This is a genomic window from Thermosulfuriphilus sp. (assembly GCF_054026695.1).
The window spans coordinates 29,195-47,941 of the sequence record NZ_JBPMLP010000040.1 but is presented as its reverse complement, the minus strand read 5'-3'; the positions used below and the strand labels follow the sequence as shown (position 1 = coordinate 47,941).

The window sequence follows — 18,747 nt, the reverse complement described above, 5'->3', positions numbered from 1 at the left end:
TTGGCCGGGATTGAACAAAAGATCTAGGGCGGAAAAATCTTTCCAGGATTGAGGATTCCTCGAGGATCAAAGACCTTTTTTATTCCCTTCATGAGGGAGATGGCCCGGGGGGATATCTCCAGGGGGAGATAGGTCATCTTTGTCAGCCCTATCCCGTGTTCTCCAGAGATACTCCCTTCCATGGCCACCACGGCCTCAAAGAGATCCTTACGGGCAGCCTCGGCTAGGTCCTTCTCCTGAGGATCCCGGGCGTCAAAGAGGATGTTGACGTGAAGATTGCCGTCTCCAGCATGGCCAAAACAGAGAATAGGGAGATTATACTTGCGGCGAAGCCTAATGACCAAAGAGACCAGATCAGCCAGACGAGAACGTCTGACCACCACATCCTCCCCTTTCTTACAGGGACGAAGACGCCTTAGGGCTGGAGGAAGGGCCCGTCTGGCCTCCCAGAGAGAGGCTCTCTGCTGCTGTGTTTCGGCAACAAACAAGAATCGGGCCTTAGAAAGGGCCTCTTTTAGTCTTTCTCGGTCTGCCTCTACCGCCTCCTTAGATCCATCGAGTTCTATGAGAAGCAGGGCCCTAGCCCTGGCCGCTGCCGAGGGAAGCCTTTCTGCAAGGGCAGAAATGGACAGATCATCAAGAAATTCGGCTGTCCGGGGCAGAACTCCCGAGGCCAAAAGCCTGTTTAAGGACCCAACCGCCTCAAAAGGGCCCTCAAAGGCGGCCAGGGCGGTAATCATAGCCTCTGGCTTGGGGAGGACCTTGAGGGTCGCCTTGGTAACAAAGGCTAAGGTTCCCTCACTGCCAACCAGAAGGCGAGTAAGGTCATAGCCCACTACGGTCTTGGCCGTTTTGGTTCCCAAAGAGAGGATGGTCCCATCGGCCAGAACCACCTCTAAGGCTAAGACATAGTCCCTGGTGACCCCATATTTAAGGCCCCGAGGGCCACCGGCACAGGTAGCAATATTGCCTCCGATGGTCGCAAAGGCCAGGCTGGCCGGATCAGGAGGATAAAAGAGCCTCTTTTTCGCCAGGGCCTGATCAAGATCGGCCACCACCACCCCTGGTTCAACTACGGCCAGAAGATCCGGAGGGGAGATCTCCAGGATGCGGTTAAGGCGCACTGAGCTTACCACTAAAGCCCCTTCCAGAGGCACGGCTGACCCCGTAGTGCTACTACCGGCCCCCCGCGGCAAGGCCCGGATCCCATACTCCCAGCAGATTCGAAGGATTCCGGCCACCTCTGCGGTTGTTTCCGGGAAACAGACCCCAGCTGGCAGGCTCTCAAGGCCTGAGGCATCATAAGAATAGGCAACCCGATCTGCCTCAGCTAGAGTCAACCGGTCTCCAAGAAGATCTTTAAGAGCCTCCTTAGCCGGCTTGGGTAACGACACGGGGCTGTCCTCCTCGACCAATCAAATCCTCTATCTGCTGGCAGAGATATTCCACTTGGTATCTGGTATTGGGCTCTTTTCGGGAACGACGAGAGATGGAGTTCACAGCATGGACCACTGTAGCGTGATCCCGGTTGAACATCCGACCAATAGCCTCAAAAGTCTCCCCAGTAAACTTGCGGCAGAGATACATTGCCATTTGTCGAGGATAGCTTATACGTCGCCGTCGTGAAGGGCTCTTTAGCTCCTCCCGGCTGACCTGAAAATAGCGACACACCAGCTCGATAATCCTCTCTTTGGTAACATCGCGACGATCCCCCACTAACTCTCTGACAACCTCTCTGGCCAGATCAAGGTTGACTGGATGCTTGAGGAGACTGGCCCGAGCCAGCAAGCCCACAATGGCTCCCTCTATCTGCCGGATGTCACCGGTCAGGGCCCCAGCCAGATAGTGAACGACCTCTTCTGACAAGACGGTCTTCTGACGCCGCGCCTTTCGCTCAATGATCTTGACCCTAGTTTCGTAATCAGGAGGGTTAATCGAGGTAATAAGACCCGCAGAAAGCCTTGAGCGCAGGGACTCCTGGATCTTGGGAATCTCCCTAGGGGCAGCGGTGCTGGTAAAGATGACCGCTTTGTTCTCATCAAAAAGATAATCCAGGGTCAGAGCCAACTCTGCCTGGGTATAGTCCTTACCAGTTAAAAAATGGACCTCTTCGAGGAGGAGAACATCACAGCCCTGGCGGAACCTTTCCTTAAAACGGTCGATCGTGTTGGTCTTGATAGCTCGGACCATCTGATTAGTAAAATCCTGAGCCGTAAGATAACAGACCCGAAGGTCTCTATTCTGACGAAGGATATGATGACCTATGGCCTGGGAGAGATGACTCTTGCCGAGACCAGTCTTGGAAAAAAGGTAGATTATCCGACTAGAAGACGGATCTCCCTGAGCCAAGGCATAACAGGCCGAATAAGCATAATAGTTGGACTGCCCGACAACAAACTCCTCAAAAGTGTAACGGTCACAGAGCCGCCGTCCGAGGAGACGCCCGGGATCGTAAGGGAGAAGGAGCTGCCTTTCATCTGGCCTTTCTTCTTCCCGAATGCGAAACTCAATCCCCTTTCGACCAAGAGTCTGGATAACTTCCTGGATTTGTTCTTGATAGTTTTCGGCAACCCAGTTGGCCACAAATTGATTGGGGCAGACTACGGTAACCGCTCCTTCTTCAGGGATGTCAAAGCTTAAGGGTTCAATCCAGAGGCGGTAGCCGGCCTCAGAAACAATTCCTTTGAGTCTTTCCTTTATCTCTTCGCCTCGCAGCATCAGCGACCTCCTGAACACTCACCTCTAGCAGGATGGCCCCAAGCTTTAAAACCATTATGGCCCCCTGTCAAAGGCGACTAAGAGCGATTTTGAGTAAAGAACCCTCTCATTTTCAACAGAAGGACATTTCACGAAAATCCCAAAGCTTAGAGAGCGCTAAGTCCCAAAGCCCCACGAATAATCTAGAAAAAAAGCTATGCTTAAAAAATCCAATAATTTCAATATATTGGGTGTCACAAATGACTTTTTCAACAAGGACGGACTTTAAATAATCTTAATTTTTCGCTCTTTTTTGTTTAGAGAAAAAAGGATGACTAATGACATCCAACAGTAGAACTAAACGATATTTTTTGCTAACGGGGCAAGGTAGCGAATAAACATCAATTGATTTGTTCCTAAAATGATTTCAATGGGCAGAGTTGCCTTGAGCCTTTAGGGAAACGGGGTATCATCTCCTGAGGCTAAAGGTCGATGAGCCAAAGATGAAGGTTCCTAAACTAGATGAGGCCCTGGAGATCCTTGACCACTTCGGGGTCCCAGAACATATCAAGCGGCACTGCCAAAAGGTGGCCCAGGTAGCAGTTTTCCTGGGAAGAGCCCTTAATCAGGCCGGAGAAGACCTTGATCTCGGGCTCCTTGAGGTCTCTGGGCTCCTCCATGACCTCACTAAACATCAAAGCCTCATCACCGGAGAAAACCATGCCCTTAGTGCCGCCCAGAGGTTGAGGGAGTTGGGCTATCCTGAGGTCGCCAGGGTGGTTGAAGAGCATATATTTTTAAGGCCCCGGCCGGCAAAGGCCCCAATTGATGAGGCCGAAATCGTCTATTATGCTGACAAGCGGGTCATGCATGACCGGATTGTAGAGCTTGGAGAACGCTTTACTGATCTGCTCCGACGATACGGTCGGGATGAAGCCAGCCTCCAACGAATAAAAGACCAGGAGGCTTTCAGCAGGAAGCTTGAAGAGAGGATCTTTTCCCGCCTTGCCTTTGGCCCAGAGGAGGTGGCCGAAATTGAAAAGGATTAGGTTGGCCCTTATTGCCGGAGGGATTTCCAGGGAGCGGGAGGTCTCTCTCAAAGGAGCGGCTGCCGTCTACGAAGCCTTGGATAAAGAACGCTACGAAGTCAGTCGCTTTGATCCTGCTCGGGATCTTGAGCGTCTGGTTGCCCAGGCCCCAAGGTTTGACTGCGCCCTGATCATCCTTCATGGACGAGGTGGTGAAGACGGTACCATCCAGGGGCTCCTTGATCTCTTAGGGCTTCCTTATCAGGGAGCTGGGGTCCTGGGAAGCGCCCTGGCAATGAACAAAATTTTATCTAAAGAGCTCTATCAGTTGGCTGGTCTCACCACACCTAAGGCCCTAAAGGTCAGCCGGGGGGATCAGCCTCCCTATCCTGGGCTCTCCTTTCCCCTAGTGGTCAAGCCAGCTACCCAGGGTTCGAGCATTGGTCTTAATATTGTTGAGAACGAAGCGGCCTTGGAGACAGCTCTGAAGACGGCCTTTGAAATCGACAATGAGATCCTCCTGGAGGAATTTATCTCTGGTCGGGAGCTCACCTGTGGCATCCTCGACGAGACCCCTTTGCCAATAGTAGAGATAATCCCTGGAGCTGATTATCCCTTTTTTAACTACGAGGCCAAATACCTCCCTGGAGCCACAAAGGAGATCTGCCCGGCCCAAATACCTGAGGAGATGGCTTTAAAGGTCCAGGAGGCCGCCCTTAAAGCCCATAGGATCTTAAGGCTTCGCCACGTAAGCCGAAGTGATTTCATCTTGGCCGAAGACGGAAGACTTTATATCCTGGAGACCAATACTATCCCCGGAATGACTGAAACGAGCCTTCTGCCCTTGGCAGCTAAAGTAGCCGGCCTTGACTTTCCAGCCTTGGTAGAAAAATTAATTTCTTTGGCCTTAAGGGACCGAAGCCCTTGAGGAGTATTGATCTTATATGTTAAATAGGTCTGCTCTTCTAAGTCCTTAAACTAAGGAGGCCATATTATGTTACCGCAAATTCGAGAAATAGAGAGTCGATATTTAAGACAGGACCTGCCGGATTTTCGCCCAGGAGACACTGTCAAGGTCCACCTGAGGATCACCGAGGGGGAAGAAAAAGAACGTATTCAGGTCTTCCAGGGGGTAGTTATCCGCAAAAGGGGCTCGGGTACAGGGGCCACCTTTACCGTCCGTAAGGTCTCTTACGGCGTTGGAGTAGAGAGGACCTTCCCCCTTCATTCCCCACGGATAGAAAAGATCGAGGTCGTCCAGCATGGTAAGGTCCGTCGGGCAAGGCTTTACTATCTGAGACAACTTTCCGGGAAAAAGGCCCGGATCAAAGAGCGTCGTTAAACGTGGGCTCGGCCTCTTTAGCCGACCGTTTACAGCTTGAGCAAGAGATCAGGACGGCAGGTTATCGTCTTGTGGCTGGGGTGGACGAGGCCGGCCGGGGAGCTTTGGCCGGCCCGGTAGTAGCTGCAGCGGTAATCCTTCCAGAGGCCCTTTTCAAGGAAGAGAGTCATCTAAAACTCATCAATGATTCCAAGGCCTTAAGTCCAGAGGCCCGCAAAAGGGCTTACAGGATGCTTATCTCCCGGGCCCTTTGTTGGGCAGTGGCCGAGATTGGCCCTGAAGATATAGATCAATACGGAATCCTCAAGGCCTCGCTCTTAGCTATGAAGGTGGCCGTAGAGTCTCTGGATCCAAGGCCTGATTTCCTCTTAATTGATGGCCCATTTTGTATAGACTGGCCCGGTCCCCAAAGGGCCATCAAACACGGGGATGCCCGGTGTCTTTCCATCGGGGCCGCCTCTATCATCGCCAAGGTCCACCGGGATCAGCTCATGGCCCGCCTCCATCAGGATTATCCCCAGTATAATTTTGCCCGAAACAAAGGCTATGGCACCAAGGAGCATCGCCTGGCCTTGGCCCATCACGGTCCTTGTCCGCTACATCGCCGGAGTTTTCGGGGTGTCCTCTCCCAAGAAGAAAAAGACCATCCACTCTTTGGGGTCTCGGTCTGAGGCCTTGGCCTGTTCTTATCTTAAGGCCAGAGGCTATCAGATCTTGGCCACCAACTATAGGGGACCTCTGGGAGAGATAGATATCATTGCTCAGAAGAGGGAAACGATCATCTTTGTAGAGGTCAAGGCCAGACGATCCCTCGGCCGGGGGCTTCCGGAGGAGGCAGTCACCCTGGAGAAACAGAAGCGGATTTGTCGAATGGCCCTAAAGTGGCTCAAAGAGCAGAGAAGACTTGAAAACCTTGTCCGCTTTGACGTCATTACTATTATTTGGGGAAAAGATGGCCCCAGTTTAAGACATCTAAAAAATGCCTTTGGAGACGCCCTCAATGACTGAAGTCAACTCTAGCCGCGAACGAATATTAAGCCGGGCCCTTCCTCCTCGGGCCCCCTTGGCCGAGACCCTTCTCAAGCTTCCCCCTCAAGAGGCCGAACAGATCTTCAACCGTCTGCCACTCTTTGAACAGGTAGAGGTGGTCCTCACCGCCCCCTGGGAGCTTCGTCAAAAAGTAATTCTTCTCTCCCAGAGGGCTCCAGAACTCCTTCAGAAGATCCCCCCCCAGGAACTTTTCTGGACCATCAAGGCCATTGGCCCTGAGGATGCCCTCAGCCTTATCTCTATGGCCAGTCAGGAACAGCTTACCTTTATCTTCGACCTTGATTGGTGGCATAAAGATCGACTTGTGCCCCAAAGGATAGTTAGCTGGCTACTGATCCTCTTTGAGGTCTCAGAGGACAAGGTGGCCCAGTGGCTCCTGGGAGTCGACGAAGATCTATTAGCGGCGACGATGAACCTCTTCCTTCGGGTGGAAAAACGTCCTGATGATACCGATTTTATGGAGGCCCGTGATAAACTCCCGCCCTTTAGCCTGGATGACACCTATTTTGTGGAATTTCGCAACCAGAAACTCGAGCCCCTTTTTATGAGATTGCTCCAGATACTGATGGAAATCTCCCCCGAGAAGTACCGAAACCTGATGGAGTCTCTCCTCTGGGAGCTACCCTCAGAGGTTTTGGAGAGGGCCTATCGTTGGAGAAAAGGGCGCTTGGCTGATCTCGGTATCCCCGACTTTTTTGAGGCCCTAGACATCTATGCCCGGCTGGATACCCCTCGGCAGATGCGGCGGGTAGAACGACGCCATCTTCCCCCCCCCACAGAAGAGCTTCCTCCTCCAGCTTTTCTGCCAGTCGTATACATGGAGACAGAGGATCTTCTCACCTTAGCTCTGGCCCGTATTACCGACGGGGCGCAGTTTGAGCGCCTACGCCGAGAGCTTGCCTGGGTGGTCAACAAGGTCCTGATGACCGATGAGATCAACCTGGATGACCCTTCTCAGATCAAAAGGGCCATCAAAAAGGCTGAAGCCTATCTGAATATTGCTTTGGAAGAGTTGTCTGGAGGGGATATCGAAGAGGCTCGGGGACTACTTGAGGAATATTTCCTGGAGGACCTTTTTCGACTAGCCCATACCCGTCTAAGAGGTCTTAAGATCCGGGCCTTAAGAATCATAGAGAGTCAAGGCTTTAAGGAACTCCTCCTTCACCTTGATCAGCCCTATCAACTCACCCTTGAGGCCTTAACCAGAAACCGTCCCCAAGAGATTCTTTATTTTGATCTTAAGGCCCTGGGGACAGACCAGGAGATGCGCCCCTTCAGGAGGCTTTCAGAGGTGAAAGAGACGACTCAGCGGTTAGAAGAAATAGAAGTCTTCTCAGGGATCCTTACCCGAATCTTTGGTCACCCCAGGGACTGGAGGGGGAAACTCCTCCTCAAAAAGACCAACATCACTGAACCTAATGATCTGACCTGGAGTGCCCTTTTGGCCACCGGAGTAGCTAACTGGCTCCTGAAAGGGAAGTTTATCTTTGAGCCCCTGCCTTACAAAGACTGGCTTCCTTTTCTCCAAAGGCTTCTGGAGAAAGATAAGGGGCGTCTGCTGGTCCCTGAGAGTATTAGAGCTGAGGTACTTAAAAATTTTGAGGCCCTTGGTGAACCGGAGCAACAAGAGGCAATAGTCCGCTTTTTAGATTATGTCTTTGATCTCCTGGAGGAAGAATTTGCCTTTGTCGATCTTAGCCATCCTCCACATCCCCGTTACATCCAGTTGGTAGTGGTAGAGGACTTAAGTGAAGGATAGAGAGGAGATCTTTTCAGGCCCTTGGTGGCACTACCCGCCTCTTAAAGCGGCCCTGATAGCCGGGGCCATTTCAACCCTGACCTTTCTCTCGGCCCACTCCGGACTCGTTTCCCCGGAGATAGAACGAATTGCCTATCTCTTGGCCATTGTCCTCGGAGGCATCCACTGGATGCGGGAGGGACTTGAAGGAATTTTCAGGAAACGCCAGATAGACATCAAGGTCCTCATGCTCGGGGCCACTGGTGGTTCTATCGCCCTGGGCATGTGGGATGAGGCCGCTTTTTTGGTGTTTCTCTATGGAGCAGCCGAGGGGATCGAAGAGTACACCTATGCCCGGACCAAGGCCTCTATCCGGGAACTGCTCAAACTAGCCCCCAAAGAGGTCCGGGTTATCCGCCAGGGCCAAGAAATTCTCATTCCAGCCCAAGAAATCCGGGTTGGAGAGGTCTTTTTAGTCCGCCCTGGAGAGGGCATTGCTACTGACGGCCTTATCCTTGAGGGAAACTCTTATATCGATGAATCTGCGGTCACCGGGGAGCCCCTTCCGGCCAAAAAAGGAGCCGGAGATAAGGTCTTTGCCGGGACAATAAACCAGACAGGGGCGCTCAAAATCCAGGCCACAACCACCTTTGAAGATAACACCCTTTCCAAGATAATCCATTTGGTAGAGGAGGCCCAGAGACAAAAAAGCCAGGTCCAGCTTTTTATCGAAAGATTTGGAGCCAAGTATTCGCCCCTGGTCCTCCTTGCCTCTGGGGCCATGGCCCTTGGGGCCATTTTTCTCAGCGACAATCCTGCTCCCTGGCTTAAGCGGGCCGTTGTCCTTCTGGTGGCCGGGGCCCCTTGTGCCCTAGTTATGTCCACCCCGGTGGCCATTGCTGCTGGGATTGGCCGAGCCGGCCGAGAAGGGGTCTTGATCAAGGGGGGAATTCATCTGGAGAATCTAGGCAAGATAAGGGTGGTGGCCTTTGATAAGACCGGGACCTTAACCCTTGGCCGACCAGTAGTCACGGAGATAAAAACCTTGGGGTTGGACGAAGAGGCTCTTTTGGCCCTGGCCGCTGGCTTAGAAAGGTTCTCTGAACATCCTTTGGCCCGGGCTATTGTAACCGAGGCTGAGAAAAGGGGGCTCGGATTGCCGGAGATAGAAGATTTTGAGTCCCTCCCTGGCGCTGGAGTCAAGGCCAGGGTCTCCGGGCAGATTGTCTATTTGGGACGTCCTGAAGCCCTTGAACAACTAGGCATCAAAGTTTCAAAAGACCTTGGGGTAGAAAGTCTACAGGCCCAGGGCAAAACAGTAGTTCTTGTGGCCCGGGGTAAGAAGGCTCTAGGAGCCTTTGCCCTCAGGGATGAGATCAAACCCCTTGCCCCTCAGGTTATAAAAAGCCTCCGTCACATGGGACTAAAAACCGTTATGCTCACCGGAGATCACTCAAAGGCGGCCACAGCCATTGCCGAAGAACTCGGTCTTGATGAGGTAAGGGCTGATCTGCGTCCAGAAGACAAGATCAAGGCCGTTGAGGAACTCGAAAAGAGCTACGGACCGGTAGCGATGGTAGGTGATGGAGTAAACGATGCCCCAGCCTTGGCCCGGGCCACGGTGGGAATCGCTATGGGAGCAGCTGGGACCGATGCCGCTATAGAGGCCGCAGACGTGGCCCTAATGGGTGACGATCTGAGCAAGATCATCTTTGCTCTAAGATTGGGGAAAAAGGCCCAAACGATCAGTGGCCAAAACATTGTCTTCTCCCTGGCCATATTGGTGATCCTTATCCCTTTGGCCCTCTTGGGCGTCATCAGTGCTGCCGGAGCCGTCTTCTGTCATGAGGCCACGGAGCTGCTGGCCGTGGCCAATGGCCTGCGGGTAGGACGAAAAGAGGCCACCTAACACCTGGAGCGACAGCCTCAGGTCTTTCTGCTAAAGTTAAATCATGGCCCAAAGATGCTGCCATCAAGGAGAAGATAAAGTTTTTACCCCCCAGTTTTGGTGGGGGCGCCTGCGCCGTTATCAGGGACCAGATCCTTGGCTTAAGCCTGAAAAATGGGACCGACTGGCCCAAGATTATGATGATCTTGAGACCTGTAGCTTTTATCAGGGCATGCTCCAGGAGATTATCTCCACCCTGGAGAAGCGAGGGGCCCTGATACCCCAAGGACGAGTCTTAGAGATTGCCTGTGGGACCGGCCCTTACACTCTAAAAATGGCCCCTAAAGTGGCCGAAATCCTAGCCATTGATGTCTCTCCTAGAATGCTGGCCTGTCTCCAAAAAAAGGCCCAAAGACTGGGGATCAAAAACCTTAAGGTGATCGAGGCCGACTGGTTCTCTTACCAGCCGGAGGGAAGATTTCATCTGACCTTTGCCGCCATGACCCCGGTGCTCAACTTTGTTGAGACTGTGGAGAGGATGTTCGAGCTATCTGAACGTTTTGTGGCTCTAGTCCACTGGGCCGGACTAAGAGAGAATCTGCTTTATCGGGAAGTTCACGAAGCTATCTTTGGCCGCCCCCCAAAGCCCTTTAGGGCCACGGTGATCAACCACTTCAACCTCTTCTATAGCTTGGGGCTAGCTCCTGAGTGTCGTCTTTTCAAAGGACTCTGGGTGCGAAAAAGACCTCTTGAGGCCGAAATTAATCACATGCTCTGGCGCCTTGAGGCAGATGGCAGACTTGAAGAGAAGGACAAAGAGATAGTCAGGGAAATACTTGCCCAAAAGGCCGACAACGGAATAATTAGGACCGAGACCAAGGTAAGGATCGGCTTTGTCTTGGTAGATAAGTCTGCTTGACACCTCTCATCCTATTGAGTAGTTTGCCGCCGTCATGTTCGAAAATCTAACCGAAAGGCTCAACCAGGCCTTCAAGCGGCTCAAGGGCCGAGGAAAGCTCTCCGAGGCCGATATAGATCAGGCCTTAAGGGAGGTGCGTCTAGCCCTCCTTGAGGCCGATGTCAACTACCGGGTGGTCAAGGATTTTATCGCCCGGGTCAAAGAAAGGGCCCTGGGGGCTGAGGTTATGGAAAGCCTCACTCCGGCCCAGCAAGTTATAAAGATCGTCCATGAAGAATTGATCAGGACCTTAGGGGAGGAGCTGTCCCCCTTGAATCTCTCTGGCCCTACTCCTTTAGCCATCCTGATGGTGGGGCTACAAGGCTCAGGTAAAACGACCACCGCTGCCAAGTTGGCCCGTTTTCTTAAGAAAAAGGGACGTAATCCCTATCTGGTAGCGGCCGATATCTATCGGCCGGCTGCCATCGAACAGCTAAAGACCTTGGGGCGTTCTCTGGATGTCCCGGTCTATGAACCCCAGGCTGGACAAAGCCCTCCAGAGATTGCCCGTTTGGCCATGGTCCAGGCTAAGGCCTTGGGGCGAGACATTGCCATTGTTGACACAGCTGGTCGGCTCCACATAGACGAGACCCTGATGGAGGAGCTCAAAGAGATTAAGGCCGCCATCTCCCCTTTAGAGATCCTCCTCGTGGCCGATGCCATGACCGGCCAGGATGCCGTTAACATGGCCAAGGCCTTTGATGAAGCCATAGGGATCACCGGAGTGATTCTCACCAAGATGGAAGGTGATGCCCGTGGAGGAGCGGCCCTTTCAATCCGAGCGGTAACGGGAAAACCCATCAAATTCCTGGGTACCGGAGAAAAACTTGAATCGCTAGAGATCTTTGCTCCTGACCGGATCGCTAATCGCATCCTGGGTATGGGAGACATACTTTCCCTCATTGAAAAGGCCCAAGAGACCATCGATCAGAAAAAGGCACTCGAGCTTCAGGAGAAGCTTCGCAAAGAGGCCTTTACCCTTGAAGATCTACGGGATCAGATCCGTCAGATAAAAAAAATGGGGCCCTTAAGCCAACTCCTTTCAATGATTCCCGGGATGAACAAACTCAAAAATCTTGACAACCTCGGAGTTGATGAAAAAGAGTTTGTCCGCATGGAGGCCATAATCAACTCCATGACCCCGGAGGAACGAAGGAATCCGCGCATCCTGAACGCTAGTCGTAAAAGGCGGATTGCCCGCGGCTCAGGAACCAGTGTTCAGGATGTCAATCGTCTGTTAAAGAGCTTCAATCAGATGCAGAAAATGCTTAAAAGAGTCAAGAAAAAGGGCCTGCGGGGGCTTCCTTTTGGCCCCGGAGCCTTTCCATTTTAAGAGATCTAAAGGAGGTGTCGTCTGATGGCCATCAGGATCAGACTCATGCGCATGGGGGCCAAGAAGCGTCCCTTTTACCGAGTGGTAGCCGCCAATTCTGAGGCCCCTCGAGATGGAAAGTTTTTTGAAATCTTGGGTTACTATGATCCCCTTAAGGATCCCTATGAATTCAAGGTTGATCCTGCCAAGGTCAAAAAATGGCTCGATTTAGGGGCTGAACCCACGGATACCGTCCGGAGTCTCCTGAAAAAGTCGGGAATTCTCAAGCAGATCAAAGAAATGGCTACCAATTAGCCAAATTTGTGCTTATATTTGGCTTCGTGGAGAACGACGACGGAGGTGATCTATGGGAAAGTTGAAGGAGCTCATTGAGCACATCGCCAAAGCCCTGGTGGACAAGCCAGAAGAGGTCCAGGTAAGCGAGATCGAAGGAGAGCAGACCTCGGTTATCGAACTCAAAGTGGCCAAAGAGGATCTGGGCAAGGTCATTGGCAAGCAGGGGCGAACAGCCCGAGCCATGAGGACCATCCTCAGCGCCGCCTCCACGAAGCTTAAGAAACGGGCCGTTCTTGAAATCATCGAGTAGCCTATGGGCAAAACAGGGCTCCTTCCCTTAGGGAGGATTGTCCGGGCCCATGGGCTAGGTGGTGAAGTCAAGGTATTGGCCTATGTAATCGACCAAGAAGATCTGCTCCAGCTGGAGCGTTTTTTCATCTGCCAAAACGGCAAATTGAAGGAACTCCTGGTCGAAAAGGGGAGGTTTGCCCCAGGGAGGCGGGGCCTCCTTTTGAAGTTTAAAGGCATAGAGGATCGAGAGGCAGCCGAGTCCTTAGTTGGAAAAGAAATCTTATATCCCCAAAGCGATCTACCCCCACCTGAAGAGGGAAAGTTCTACATCCACCAGCTCCTAGGCCTTGAGGTCTTTTTAGACACTGGAGAGAGGTTGGGGCTTCTTAAGGCTGTTTGGCCAATAGGTCCCTATGACCTTTATGTCGTAAGGACTGAAAAGGGTAAAGAGTATCTTATCCCGGCCATAAAAGAGATAGTCCTTGAGATCGATCTTACAGCCAAAAAGATGCGGATCAGCCCCCCTCCCGGACTCCTTGAGACTCAGGAGTAGCCCAAGATGCAATTTGATGTCCTGACCATCTTCCCCGAATATTTTCGATCTCCTCTTAAGGTGGGGCTTCTCGGCAAGGCCGTTGAAAAAGGACTAATTCAGATCAACTTAATAAATATCAGAGATTATGCCCGAGACAAACATCGCATGACCGATGATCGCCCCTTTGGGGGAGGAGAAGGCATGGTCATGAAGCCTGAACCCATTTTTTATGCCCTGGAGGCCCTTAAAAAGGCCCCTCCCCCGCCATACATCATCCTCCTTGGTCCTAGGGGCCGGCTTCTCAATCACCAAGTGGCCCTAGAACTGGCCGAGAAGAAAAGGCTTGTTCTTATCTGTGGTCGTTATGAAGGTGTTGATGAACGCATTAAGATTCACTGTGTCCACGAAGAACTATCTATCGGAGACTATGTTCTGTTTGGCGGAGAGGTAGCTGCTCTGGTAATCATTGAGGTTATAAGTCGTCTTGTCCCTGGGGTCCTCGGCCATCCGGACTCTGCCCGGAAGGACTCCTTCAGCGATGGACTCCTCAAGTATCCTCAATATACTAGACCCCGGGTCTTTAAAGGCTGGCCTGTCCCGGAGATCCTTGTCTCGGGGGATCATCAAGCCGTTACCCAGTACCGAAGGCAAGAAGCCCTTAGAGAGACTCTTAAATGGCGACCAGATCTTCTTAAAAAAGCCCCTCTTTCTCCTGAAGACCGTAAGATTCTCAAAAGACTAGGCTGGAGAGAAGAAGATGTCCCGGATACACCTAGCCCTTGTCCATCATCCGGTGATCAATCGTCAGGGTGAAACCATCACCTCATCAATTACCAATCTCGATATCCATGACATCTCCCGTGCGGCTCGGACCTATGGGGTTAGAAGCTTTTTTCTCATCACTCCGCTGTCTGACCAACAGGCCTTAGCCAAGGAGATTATTGATTACTGGACCCGAGGCCGTGGGGGTGAGGCGAATCCAGATCGCTGCCAAGCCCTTTCCCTTTGTCGGGTAGCAGGAAGCCTCCAGGAGGCCTTAGAGAAGATCAAACTTGAGGAGGCCGATCCCCCCCGAACGATCGCCACTGGAGCCAACCCCCCAAGGATTACCCTTACTTTTGAGGAAGCCCGGAGATTAAAGGATCCCCTTCTTGTTATTCTGGGAACGGCTTCTGGACTGGCTCCCATAGTCTTTAAACGGGCCGACTATATCCTCGAACCAATTTGTGGCCCCACAGACTACAATCATCTTTCAGTACGGACCGCCGCAGCCATTATCTTGGACCGTCTTTTGGGAAAACCTTGTCCCTAAGCCTCCTCCCTCCGCCGGCCAAGGCTAGAAGCCCAGTACCCAAAAGGACAAGGCTGGCTGGCTCGGGGATGGGATCCAGGGTGATGACCTCGCTGTCATCGCAACAGCAGTGTCCACCATGGCCACCACAACATTTATCACTACAGATTCCCTGAAACTTAAGCCCAATACCCTCACCGATAAAAAGAGCCCCTGGATCCTCACTGAACTTGACTACTAGCTCCGCCGGAGTCAAATAACGCCTTTGAGGGGGATCTGGATAATCAGGGTTTATCAGACCATATCTAATACCCCACCTTGTCTGGGCCAGAAAATCGAAACGCCATCCCCCACCTCCTGGCGGATGGCATCCCTGGGTATAATCGTAATCCCAGCCCCAGTATCCCTGACCGACCAAATCCTCCCCCTCGGCCCAGAGCTCCACCGAAGAGATATCAACCTCGTTTTCATACTGGAAGAAGATAGCAGTTATGGCCGCCGGCCCAGAATCCACCAGGGTTGTATTGTGAAGGATAATGTGAAGGCTGTAATCAGGATCCAGGTAGGCCTTGGCCCAGGCTGAGACATGATAGCCATCATCTGTCTGAGCGTGAAATTTGAGATGATAGGCTTCAAGCGGGCTTATGCTCAGGAGGAAAAGGAGCACTGTCCCCCCAAGAATTTTAAATATAGACCTCATCTCTATACCCCCAACCCCAACTTCCTTAAATAGGAAATGCAAAAATGGATCCAAAATTTACATAAAATTCTTCCTAGATTAGCGACAAAAAACAATTTTATCTAAATTGAATACCCAATTTTTAATGGAAAAAGTTTTCCCTCTGGGAAGGAATTTTTTTTTCAAACCCTTAGTAATCAAGAGAAGTTTATCTTGGGGGCTTTCTTTGGCCCTCTGACCTGTGTTAAGCCCTTTGGGGATGAAAGCCTTACGTTCAGTAGAGAATCAGACCCTTTTGGCCATTTTTTTGGGGCTCATTTTAGGCCACTGGCTCCCTGAAGTGGCCACATCTATCAAGTTGGTAGGAGATCTTTTCTTGAGACTCCTTAAGATGATTATCGCCCCTCTCATCTTTGCCTCGGTCTTTATCAGCCTCTCTGGCCTGGGATCGATCCGGAAGATAAAAGAAATAGGAGGCAAGACGACCGTTTATTATCTGGCTACAACCTCTCTTTCGGTAGCCACTGGTCTTATCCTGGTAAACATTGCTCGGCCTGGAGGGGAGATAAAATTCAATGGAGCAGGCGAGGTGGCCTTTCAGTCCTTTGGCCTGCGTGATCTCATCCTGGGAATTGTCCCGGCTAATCCGGTAAAGAGCCTTGCAGAGGGAGAGGTTCTACCGATCATCTTCTTTGCCTTGATCCTTGGATTGGCCACCCTGAGTCTGGAAAAGTCCAAACGCGAAAATCTGTTTTCTTTCTTTGAGGCCCTAAATGACGCCCTGATTGCCCTCATACGGGGCATAATTAGACTCACTCCCCTGGGAGTAATGGCGATTGTGGCCAACATTGTCGCCGAAAAGGGGCTGGCTCCCATATTCCACCTCTGGGAGTATGCCTTGACAGTGGCCGCCGGGCTCTGTATTCATGCTGGCCTCACCTTGGCCCTCCTGCTGGCTTTTTTAGGGAAGACAAACCCCTGGCAGTATTTCCTCTCTGTAAGGGAGGCCCTTTTGGTGGCCTTCTCTACGGCCTCAAGTTCGGCCACTCTGCCCATCTCCCTGGAAGTGGCCGAGGAGAAGGCCGGGGTCCCCAAGAAGGTGGCCGGCTTTGTCCTGCCCTTAGGGGCGACCATCAACATGGATGGCACCGCCCTCTATGAGGCTATAGCAGCCATGTTTATAGCCAACGCCTACCAGATAGATCTCAGTTTTTCCCAACAGGTCATCATCTTCCTTACAGCCACTTTGGCTTCAATTGGGGCTGCTGGCATTCCCAGTGCGGGGCTGGTCACCATGACCATGGTCCTCCAGGCCGTGGGGCTTCCGCTTGAGGGAATAGGGCTCATATTGGCAGTGGACCGTTTTCTGGATATGCTCCGCACGGCTATCAACGTCTGGGGAGATCTTATCGGAGCCCGGATAATCAGCCGATTGGCAGATTCCTGAAGACTATCCGGGCCAGAGAAGATCAAAAAGGATGGCCAAGATTGTAGAGGCAAAGATGACAAAGTAGTTCCACTTCTCCTTGGTGATCACGGTGCTATAGACCAGATAGCGAACAGCCTGACAGTCTTCAGGAGAAAGACAACAGCCATTTTTGAGCTTCTCAAGGATTCCCCTCTCGATTACCACCTTCTGCCTTCGCTGGCTGATGATGTAGCGATACAAGAAAAATAATGAATTCCCGCAGACAGCCACATACCAGAGTGGTCTGATCCAGGCTGGATCAAGGTGTTTGGCCACAATGATCAGGCGATAAGACACCGAGGCCGTAATGCCGATGGCAAAGGCCGCCCACGGAACCCAACGCGGAAAGGGTCGGGGAATGGCATGTTTGGGGCCCATAAGGCCTATCTACTGGTCTGTTTTATTAGATCAAAGATGGCTTCAGCTGCTGCCAGAGGACCATCCTGCTCATAGCCATCGATGGCTAGCCTGGTCCTCACCTGTCCCACTCGAATGCCTCTTTTGAACATGGCCTCAAAGAACCGTTTAGCCAAGGCTTCATGAATGGGCTTTCGCTGAGGAGCCCCAAAGGGATTAGCAAAATAGGAGTGAACCAGCCCCTTTTCATCGGTAGTGCCCTTGGCCATCCGGGCCCCGGAGCGAAAAACCCCTAGGGCTTCTTCCGGACCAGGAAAGAATTCAATGATCGGCCGCTCCCGATCCACCTGTTCATAGTTATTAGCATAAAGGAAGATATCAACTGGATGCCCCATCACCACCTGATGATAATAAGCTACGGGAATAACGATTCGGGCATTGGTAAGGTGAGGGTTCATAAATATACTCCGGTCTATCTCAGAGAAGGCATATCCTGGAGAAAGATCATCTAGCCGCAAAAAGGCCCCCACTTCTGTACCATAGCAGAGAACATCATCTCCCGTATCATCCAGAGAGCCCATGTCATCAAAGATGATGATCATTTCGCTAAGATGATCCTCAGCTAAAACGCGGAAGGCCTCAAGGGTTTCACTCTTTCCGGCACCAGAGTCGCCAACAATGATCAGATTGGCTGCGGAACCATCCTTGAGCTCAATGTGAACCCCGGCCCCGTGAAGAGGAAGACAGCCACGTTTGATCATAATCAGGTTATGGAGGGTAAGGGTAGTCTTCTTAAGGTAGCCAAAGTAGTCAGCAGCCTCACTTCCGACAACATAACCAACAACGAAATCACTTTCTTTATCTTCATAGAAGAAAGAGATACCCTCCTGGCCCACTGGGGGGCCTCCGAAGACCAACACCGCATCTGGACGCTGGCCAGAGATATCACTGCGATCGGCCAGCTCAAAAAGATTAGAAAGAGAAAAACCCAAGGAGGCAAAATCTCGATGAAAAAAAATAAAAATGGTCAGCCGTCCAACCTTGGCTGGATAGCAGAACCACTCCTCAGAGGAGAGCTTAAGGCCTTTTAAGGGATTTTCAAAAAGTTCAATAAAGGCTCCCCGACGTTTGTTTTGACGGGGATAAAAGATTATTGGTGGTTCAAAAAGTACGTAGCGGATGAAGGGAACTTCAGAAAGTCCCTGATATTCCTTCCCGGGAATGTCCCAATCAATCCTCTCGGTGAGGACTCCAAGATTGGTAGCTGCTGGCAACTGCCTATAGACCCTGATGGACTCTCCGGTAAGATTGGTAATCACCGTCCGGTAGAGCCTGAGAATGAGCATCTTCAACTCTTCGTTAATGGTAACAAACTGGGAATGATAGAGGTCTGCTTGAGGGGCCTTAGTTCCACTAGGGGCCGGAAGGACCAAATAACGTTCAAAGTGTCGCCAGTAATCATAAAGGCCCTCAACAAATTCCCTCAGCAGGCAGCGCCTCTCTAAGGCTGAGGCAAAGGCTGGGCTCAGATTGACGAGTTCTTCCGCCCGGTTAGTACTCAACATCCTCAAAAGCGTTAGTATCTTTTCCAGAAGGCCGTTCTCGTCACCATCTGCCCCCAGGGCCAAGGAAAGTTCCTCATATCGTTTGGGCGTCCGGGATTTGAGGCGACGAAGATAACGGCAGACAATATCCTCAAAGAGGACGCTACGGAGAAGTTTCTCCAGGGTGTCGCAGTAAAGAAGGGCCGTGTTTATCAGGATCCGGTTCTTTACAATGGCATAAGGTCTTTTCATGGAGGCTGAAATTATCCTGG

Annotated in this window: 20 protein-coding genes; 15 read left to right on the top strand and 5 right to left on the bottom strand. The window is 51.7% G+C overall.

Annotated features, from left to right (window positions below):
• Positions 1-23 precede the first annotated feature (23 nt).
• Both ACXJJX_RS06400 and dnaA read right to left on the bottom strand, forming a co-directional pair.
• Positions 24-1,394: an FAD-binding oxidoreductase gene (locus ACXJJX_RS06400; protein ID WP_456433310.1), complete on the bottom strand. Its 1,371-nt coding sequence runs from the start codon at positions 1,392-1,394 to the stop codon at positions 24-26.
• Positions 1,372-2,718: a chromosomal replication initiator protein DnaA gene (gene dnaA, locus ACXJJX_RS06395; RefSeq protein WP_456433308.1), complete on the bottom strand. Its 1,347-nt coding sequence runs from the start codon at positions 2,716-2,718 to the stop codon at positions 1,372-1,374. The genes ACXJJX_RS06400 and dnaA overlap by 23 nt, the downstream gene beginning before the upstream one ends.
• A 482-nt stretch (positions 2,719-3,200) precedes the next feature.
• On the opposite strand from dnaA, the gene ACXJJX_RS06390 reads away from it, so the two are divergent.
• The 14 genes from ACXJJX_RS06390 to ACXJJX_RS06325 all read left to right on the top strand — a co-directional run bounded on the left by ACXJJX_RS06390 (position 3,201) and on the right by ACXJJX_RS06325 (position 14,448).
• The gene (locus ACXJJX_RS06390; RefSeq protein WP_456433306.1) at positions 3,201-3,746 is read left to right on the top strand and encodes an HD domain-containing protein; all 546 of its coding nucleotides are present in this window, start codon (positions 3,201-3,203) and stop codon (positions 3,744-3,746) included.
• On the top strand, positions 3,733-4,653 hold the full coding sequence (locus ACXJJX_RS06385) for a D-alanine--D-alanine ligase family protein (RefSeq protein WP_456433304.1): 921 nt from the start codon (positions 3,733-3,735) through the stop codon (positions 4,651-4,653). The genes ACXJJX_RS06390 and ACXJJX_RS06385 overlap by 14 nt, the downstream gene beginning before the upstream one ends.
• Positions 4,654-4,719: 66 nt before the next feature.
• A complete protein-coding gene (gene rplS / locus ACXJJX_RS06380) occupies positions 4,720-5,067 on the top strand; it encodes a 50S ribosomal protein L19 (RefSeq protein WP_456433302.1) in 348 nt (115 codons plus the stop codon).
• A gap of 2 nt (positions 5,068-5,069) precedes the next feature.
• The gene (gene rnhB / locus ACXJJX_RS06375) at positions 5,070-5,738 is read left to right on the top strand and encodes a ribonuclease HII (protein ID WP_456433300.1); all 669 of its coding nucleotides are present in this window, start codon (positions 5,070-5,072) and stop codon (positions 5,736-5,738) included.
• Positions 5,686-6,075, top strand: coding sequence for a YraN family protein (locus tag ACXJJX_RS06370; RefSeq protein ID WP_456433298.1), 390 nt, complete (start codon positions 5,686-5,688; stop codon positions 6,073-6,075). The genes rnhB and ACXJJX_RS06370 overlap by 53 nt, the downstream gene beginning before the upstream one ends.
• Entirely contained in the window at positions 6,068-7,876 is a 1,809-nt protein-coding gene (locus ACXJJX_RS06365; protein WP_456433296.1) for a DUF6178 family protein, read from the top strand. The genes ACXJJX_RS06370 and ACXJJX_RS06365 overlap by 8 nt, the downstream gene beginning before the upstream one ends.
• On the top strand, positions 7,866-9,764 hold the full coding sequence (locus ACXJJX_RS06360) for a heavy metal translocating P-type ATPase (RefSeq protein ID WP_456433294.1): 1,899 nt from the start codon (positions 7,866-7,868) through the stop codon (positions 9,762-9,764). Before ACXJJX_RS06365 ends, ACXJJX_RS06360 begins: the two co-directional genes overlap by 11 nt.
• Before the next feature lie 43 nt (positions 9,765-9,807).
• Entirely contained in the window at positions 9,808-10,662 is an 855-nt protein-coding gene (locus tag ACXJJX_RS06355) for a class I SAM-dependent methyltransferase (RefSeq protein WP_456433292.1), read from the top strand.
• A gap of 34 nt (positions 10,663-10,696) precedes the next feature.
• Positions 10,697-12,034: a signal recognition particle protein gene (ffh, locus tag ACXJJX_RS06350; protein WP_456433290.1), complete on the top strand. Its 1,338-nt coding sequence runs from the start codon at positions 10,697-10,699 to the stop codon at positions 12,032-12,034.
• 24 nt (positions 12,035-12,058) lie between these two features.
• Positions 12,059-12,328 carry a 30S ribosomal protein S16 gene (rpsP, locus tag ACXJJX_RS06345; protein ID WP_456433288.1) on the top strand — a complete coding sequence of 90 codons (270 nt, stop codon included), beginning with the start codon at positions 12,059-12,061 and terminating at the stop codon, positions 12,326-12,328.
• 52 nt (positions 12,329-12,380) lie between these two features.
• On the top strand, positions 12,381-12,620 hold the full coding sequence (locus ACXJJX_RS06340; protein ID WP_166032651.1) for a KH domain-containing protein: 240 nt from the start codon (positions 12,381-12,383) through the stop codon (positions 12,618-12,620).
• Positions 12,621-12,623: 3 nt separating this feature from the next.
• Positions 12,624-13,154, top strand: a complete 531-nt coding sequence (gene rimM / locus ACXJJX_RS06335; protein WP_456433285.1) for a ribosome maturation factor RimM — start codon at positions 12,624-12,626, stop codon at positions 13,152-13,154.
• Between the two features lie 6 nt (positions 13,155-13,160).
• Complete coding sequence (gene trmD, locus ACXJJX_RS06330) at positions 13,161-13,949, top strand: tRNA (guanosine(37)-N1)-methyltransferase TrmD (RefSeq protein WP_456433283.1); 789 nt, start codon at positions 13,161-13,163, stop codon at positions 13,947-13,949.
• Positions 13,894-14,448 carry an RNA methyltransferase gene (locus ACXJJX_RS06325; RefSeq protein WP_456433281.1) on the top strand — a complete coding sequence of 185 codons (555 nt, stop codon included), beginning with the start codon at positions 13,894-13,896 and terminating at the stop codon, positions 14,446-14,448. Before trmD ends, ACXJJX_RS06325 begins: the two co-directional genes overlap by 56 nt.
• Here the strand turns inward: ACXJJX_RS06325 and ACXJJX_RS06320 are convergent.
• A complete protein-coding gene (locus ACXJJX_RS06320) occupies positions 14,411-15,127 on the bottom strand; it encodes a PEP-CTERM sorting domain-containing protein (protein ID WP_456433279.1) in 717 nt (238 codons plus the stop codon). The two genes, ACXJJX_RS06325 and ACXJJX_RS06320, sit on opposite strands and share 38 nt — an antisense overlap.
• Before the next feature lie 238 nt (positions 15,128-15,365).
• On the opposite strand from ACXJJX_RS06320, the gene ACXJJX_RS06315 reads away from it, so the two are divergent.
• A complete protein-coding gene (locus ACXJJX_RS06315; protein WP_456433277.1) occupies positions 15,366-16,553 on the top strand; it encodes a dicarboxylate/amino acid:cation symporter in 1,188 nt (395 codons plus the stop codon).
• 3 nt (positions 16,554-16,556) lie between these two features.
• Here the strand turns inward: ACXJJX_RS06315 and ACXJJX_RS06310 are convergent, their stop codons facing one another.
• Both ACXJJX_RS06310 and ACXJJX_RS06305 read right to left on the bottom strand, forming a co-directional pair.
• Positions 16,557-16,952 carry a hypothetical protein gene (locus tag ACXJJX_RS06310; RefSeq protein WP_456433275.1) on the bottom strand — a complete coding sequence of 132 codons (396 nt, stop codon included), beginning with the start codon at positions 16,950-16,952 and terminating at the stop codon, positions 16,557-16,559.
• A gap of 5 nt (positions 16,953-16,957) precedes the next feature.
• Positions 16,958-18,727: a phosphoenolpyruvate carboxykinase gene (locus ACXJJX_RS06305; RefSeq protein WP_456433273.1), complete on the bottom strand. Its 1,770-nt coding sequence runs from the start codon at positions 18,725-18,727 to the stop codon at positions 16,958-16,960.
• Positions 18,728-18,747 lie beyond the last annotated feature (20 nt).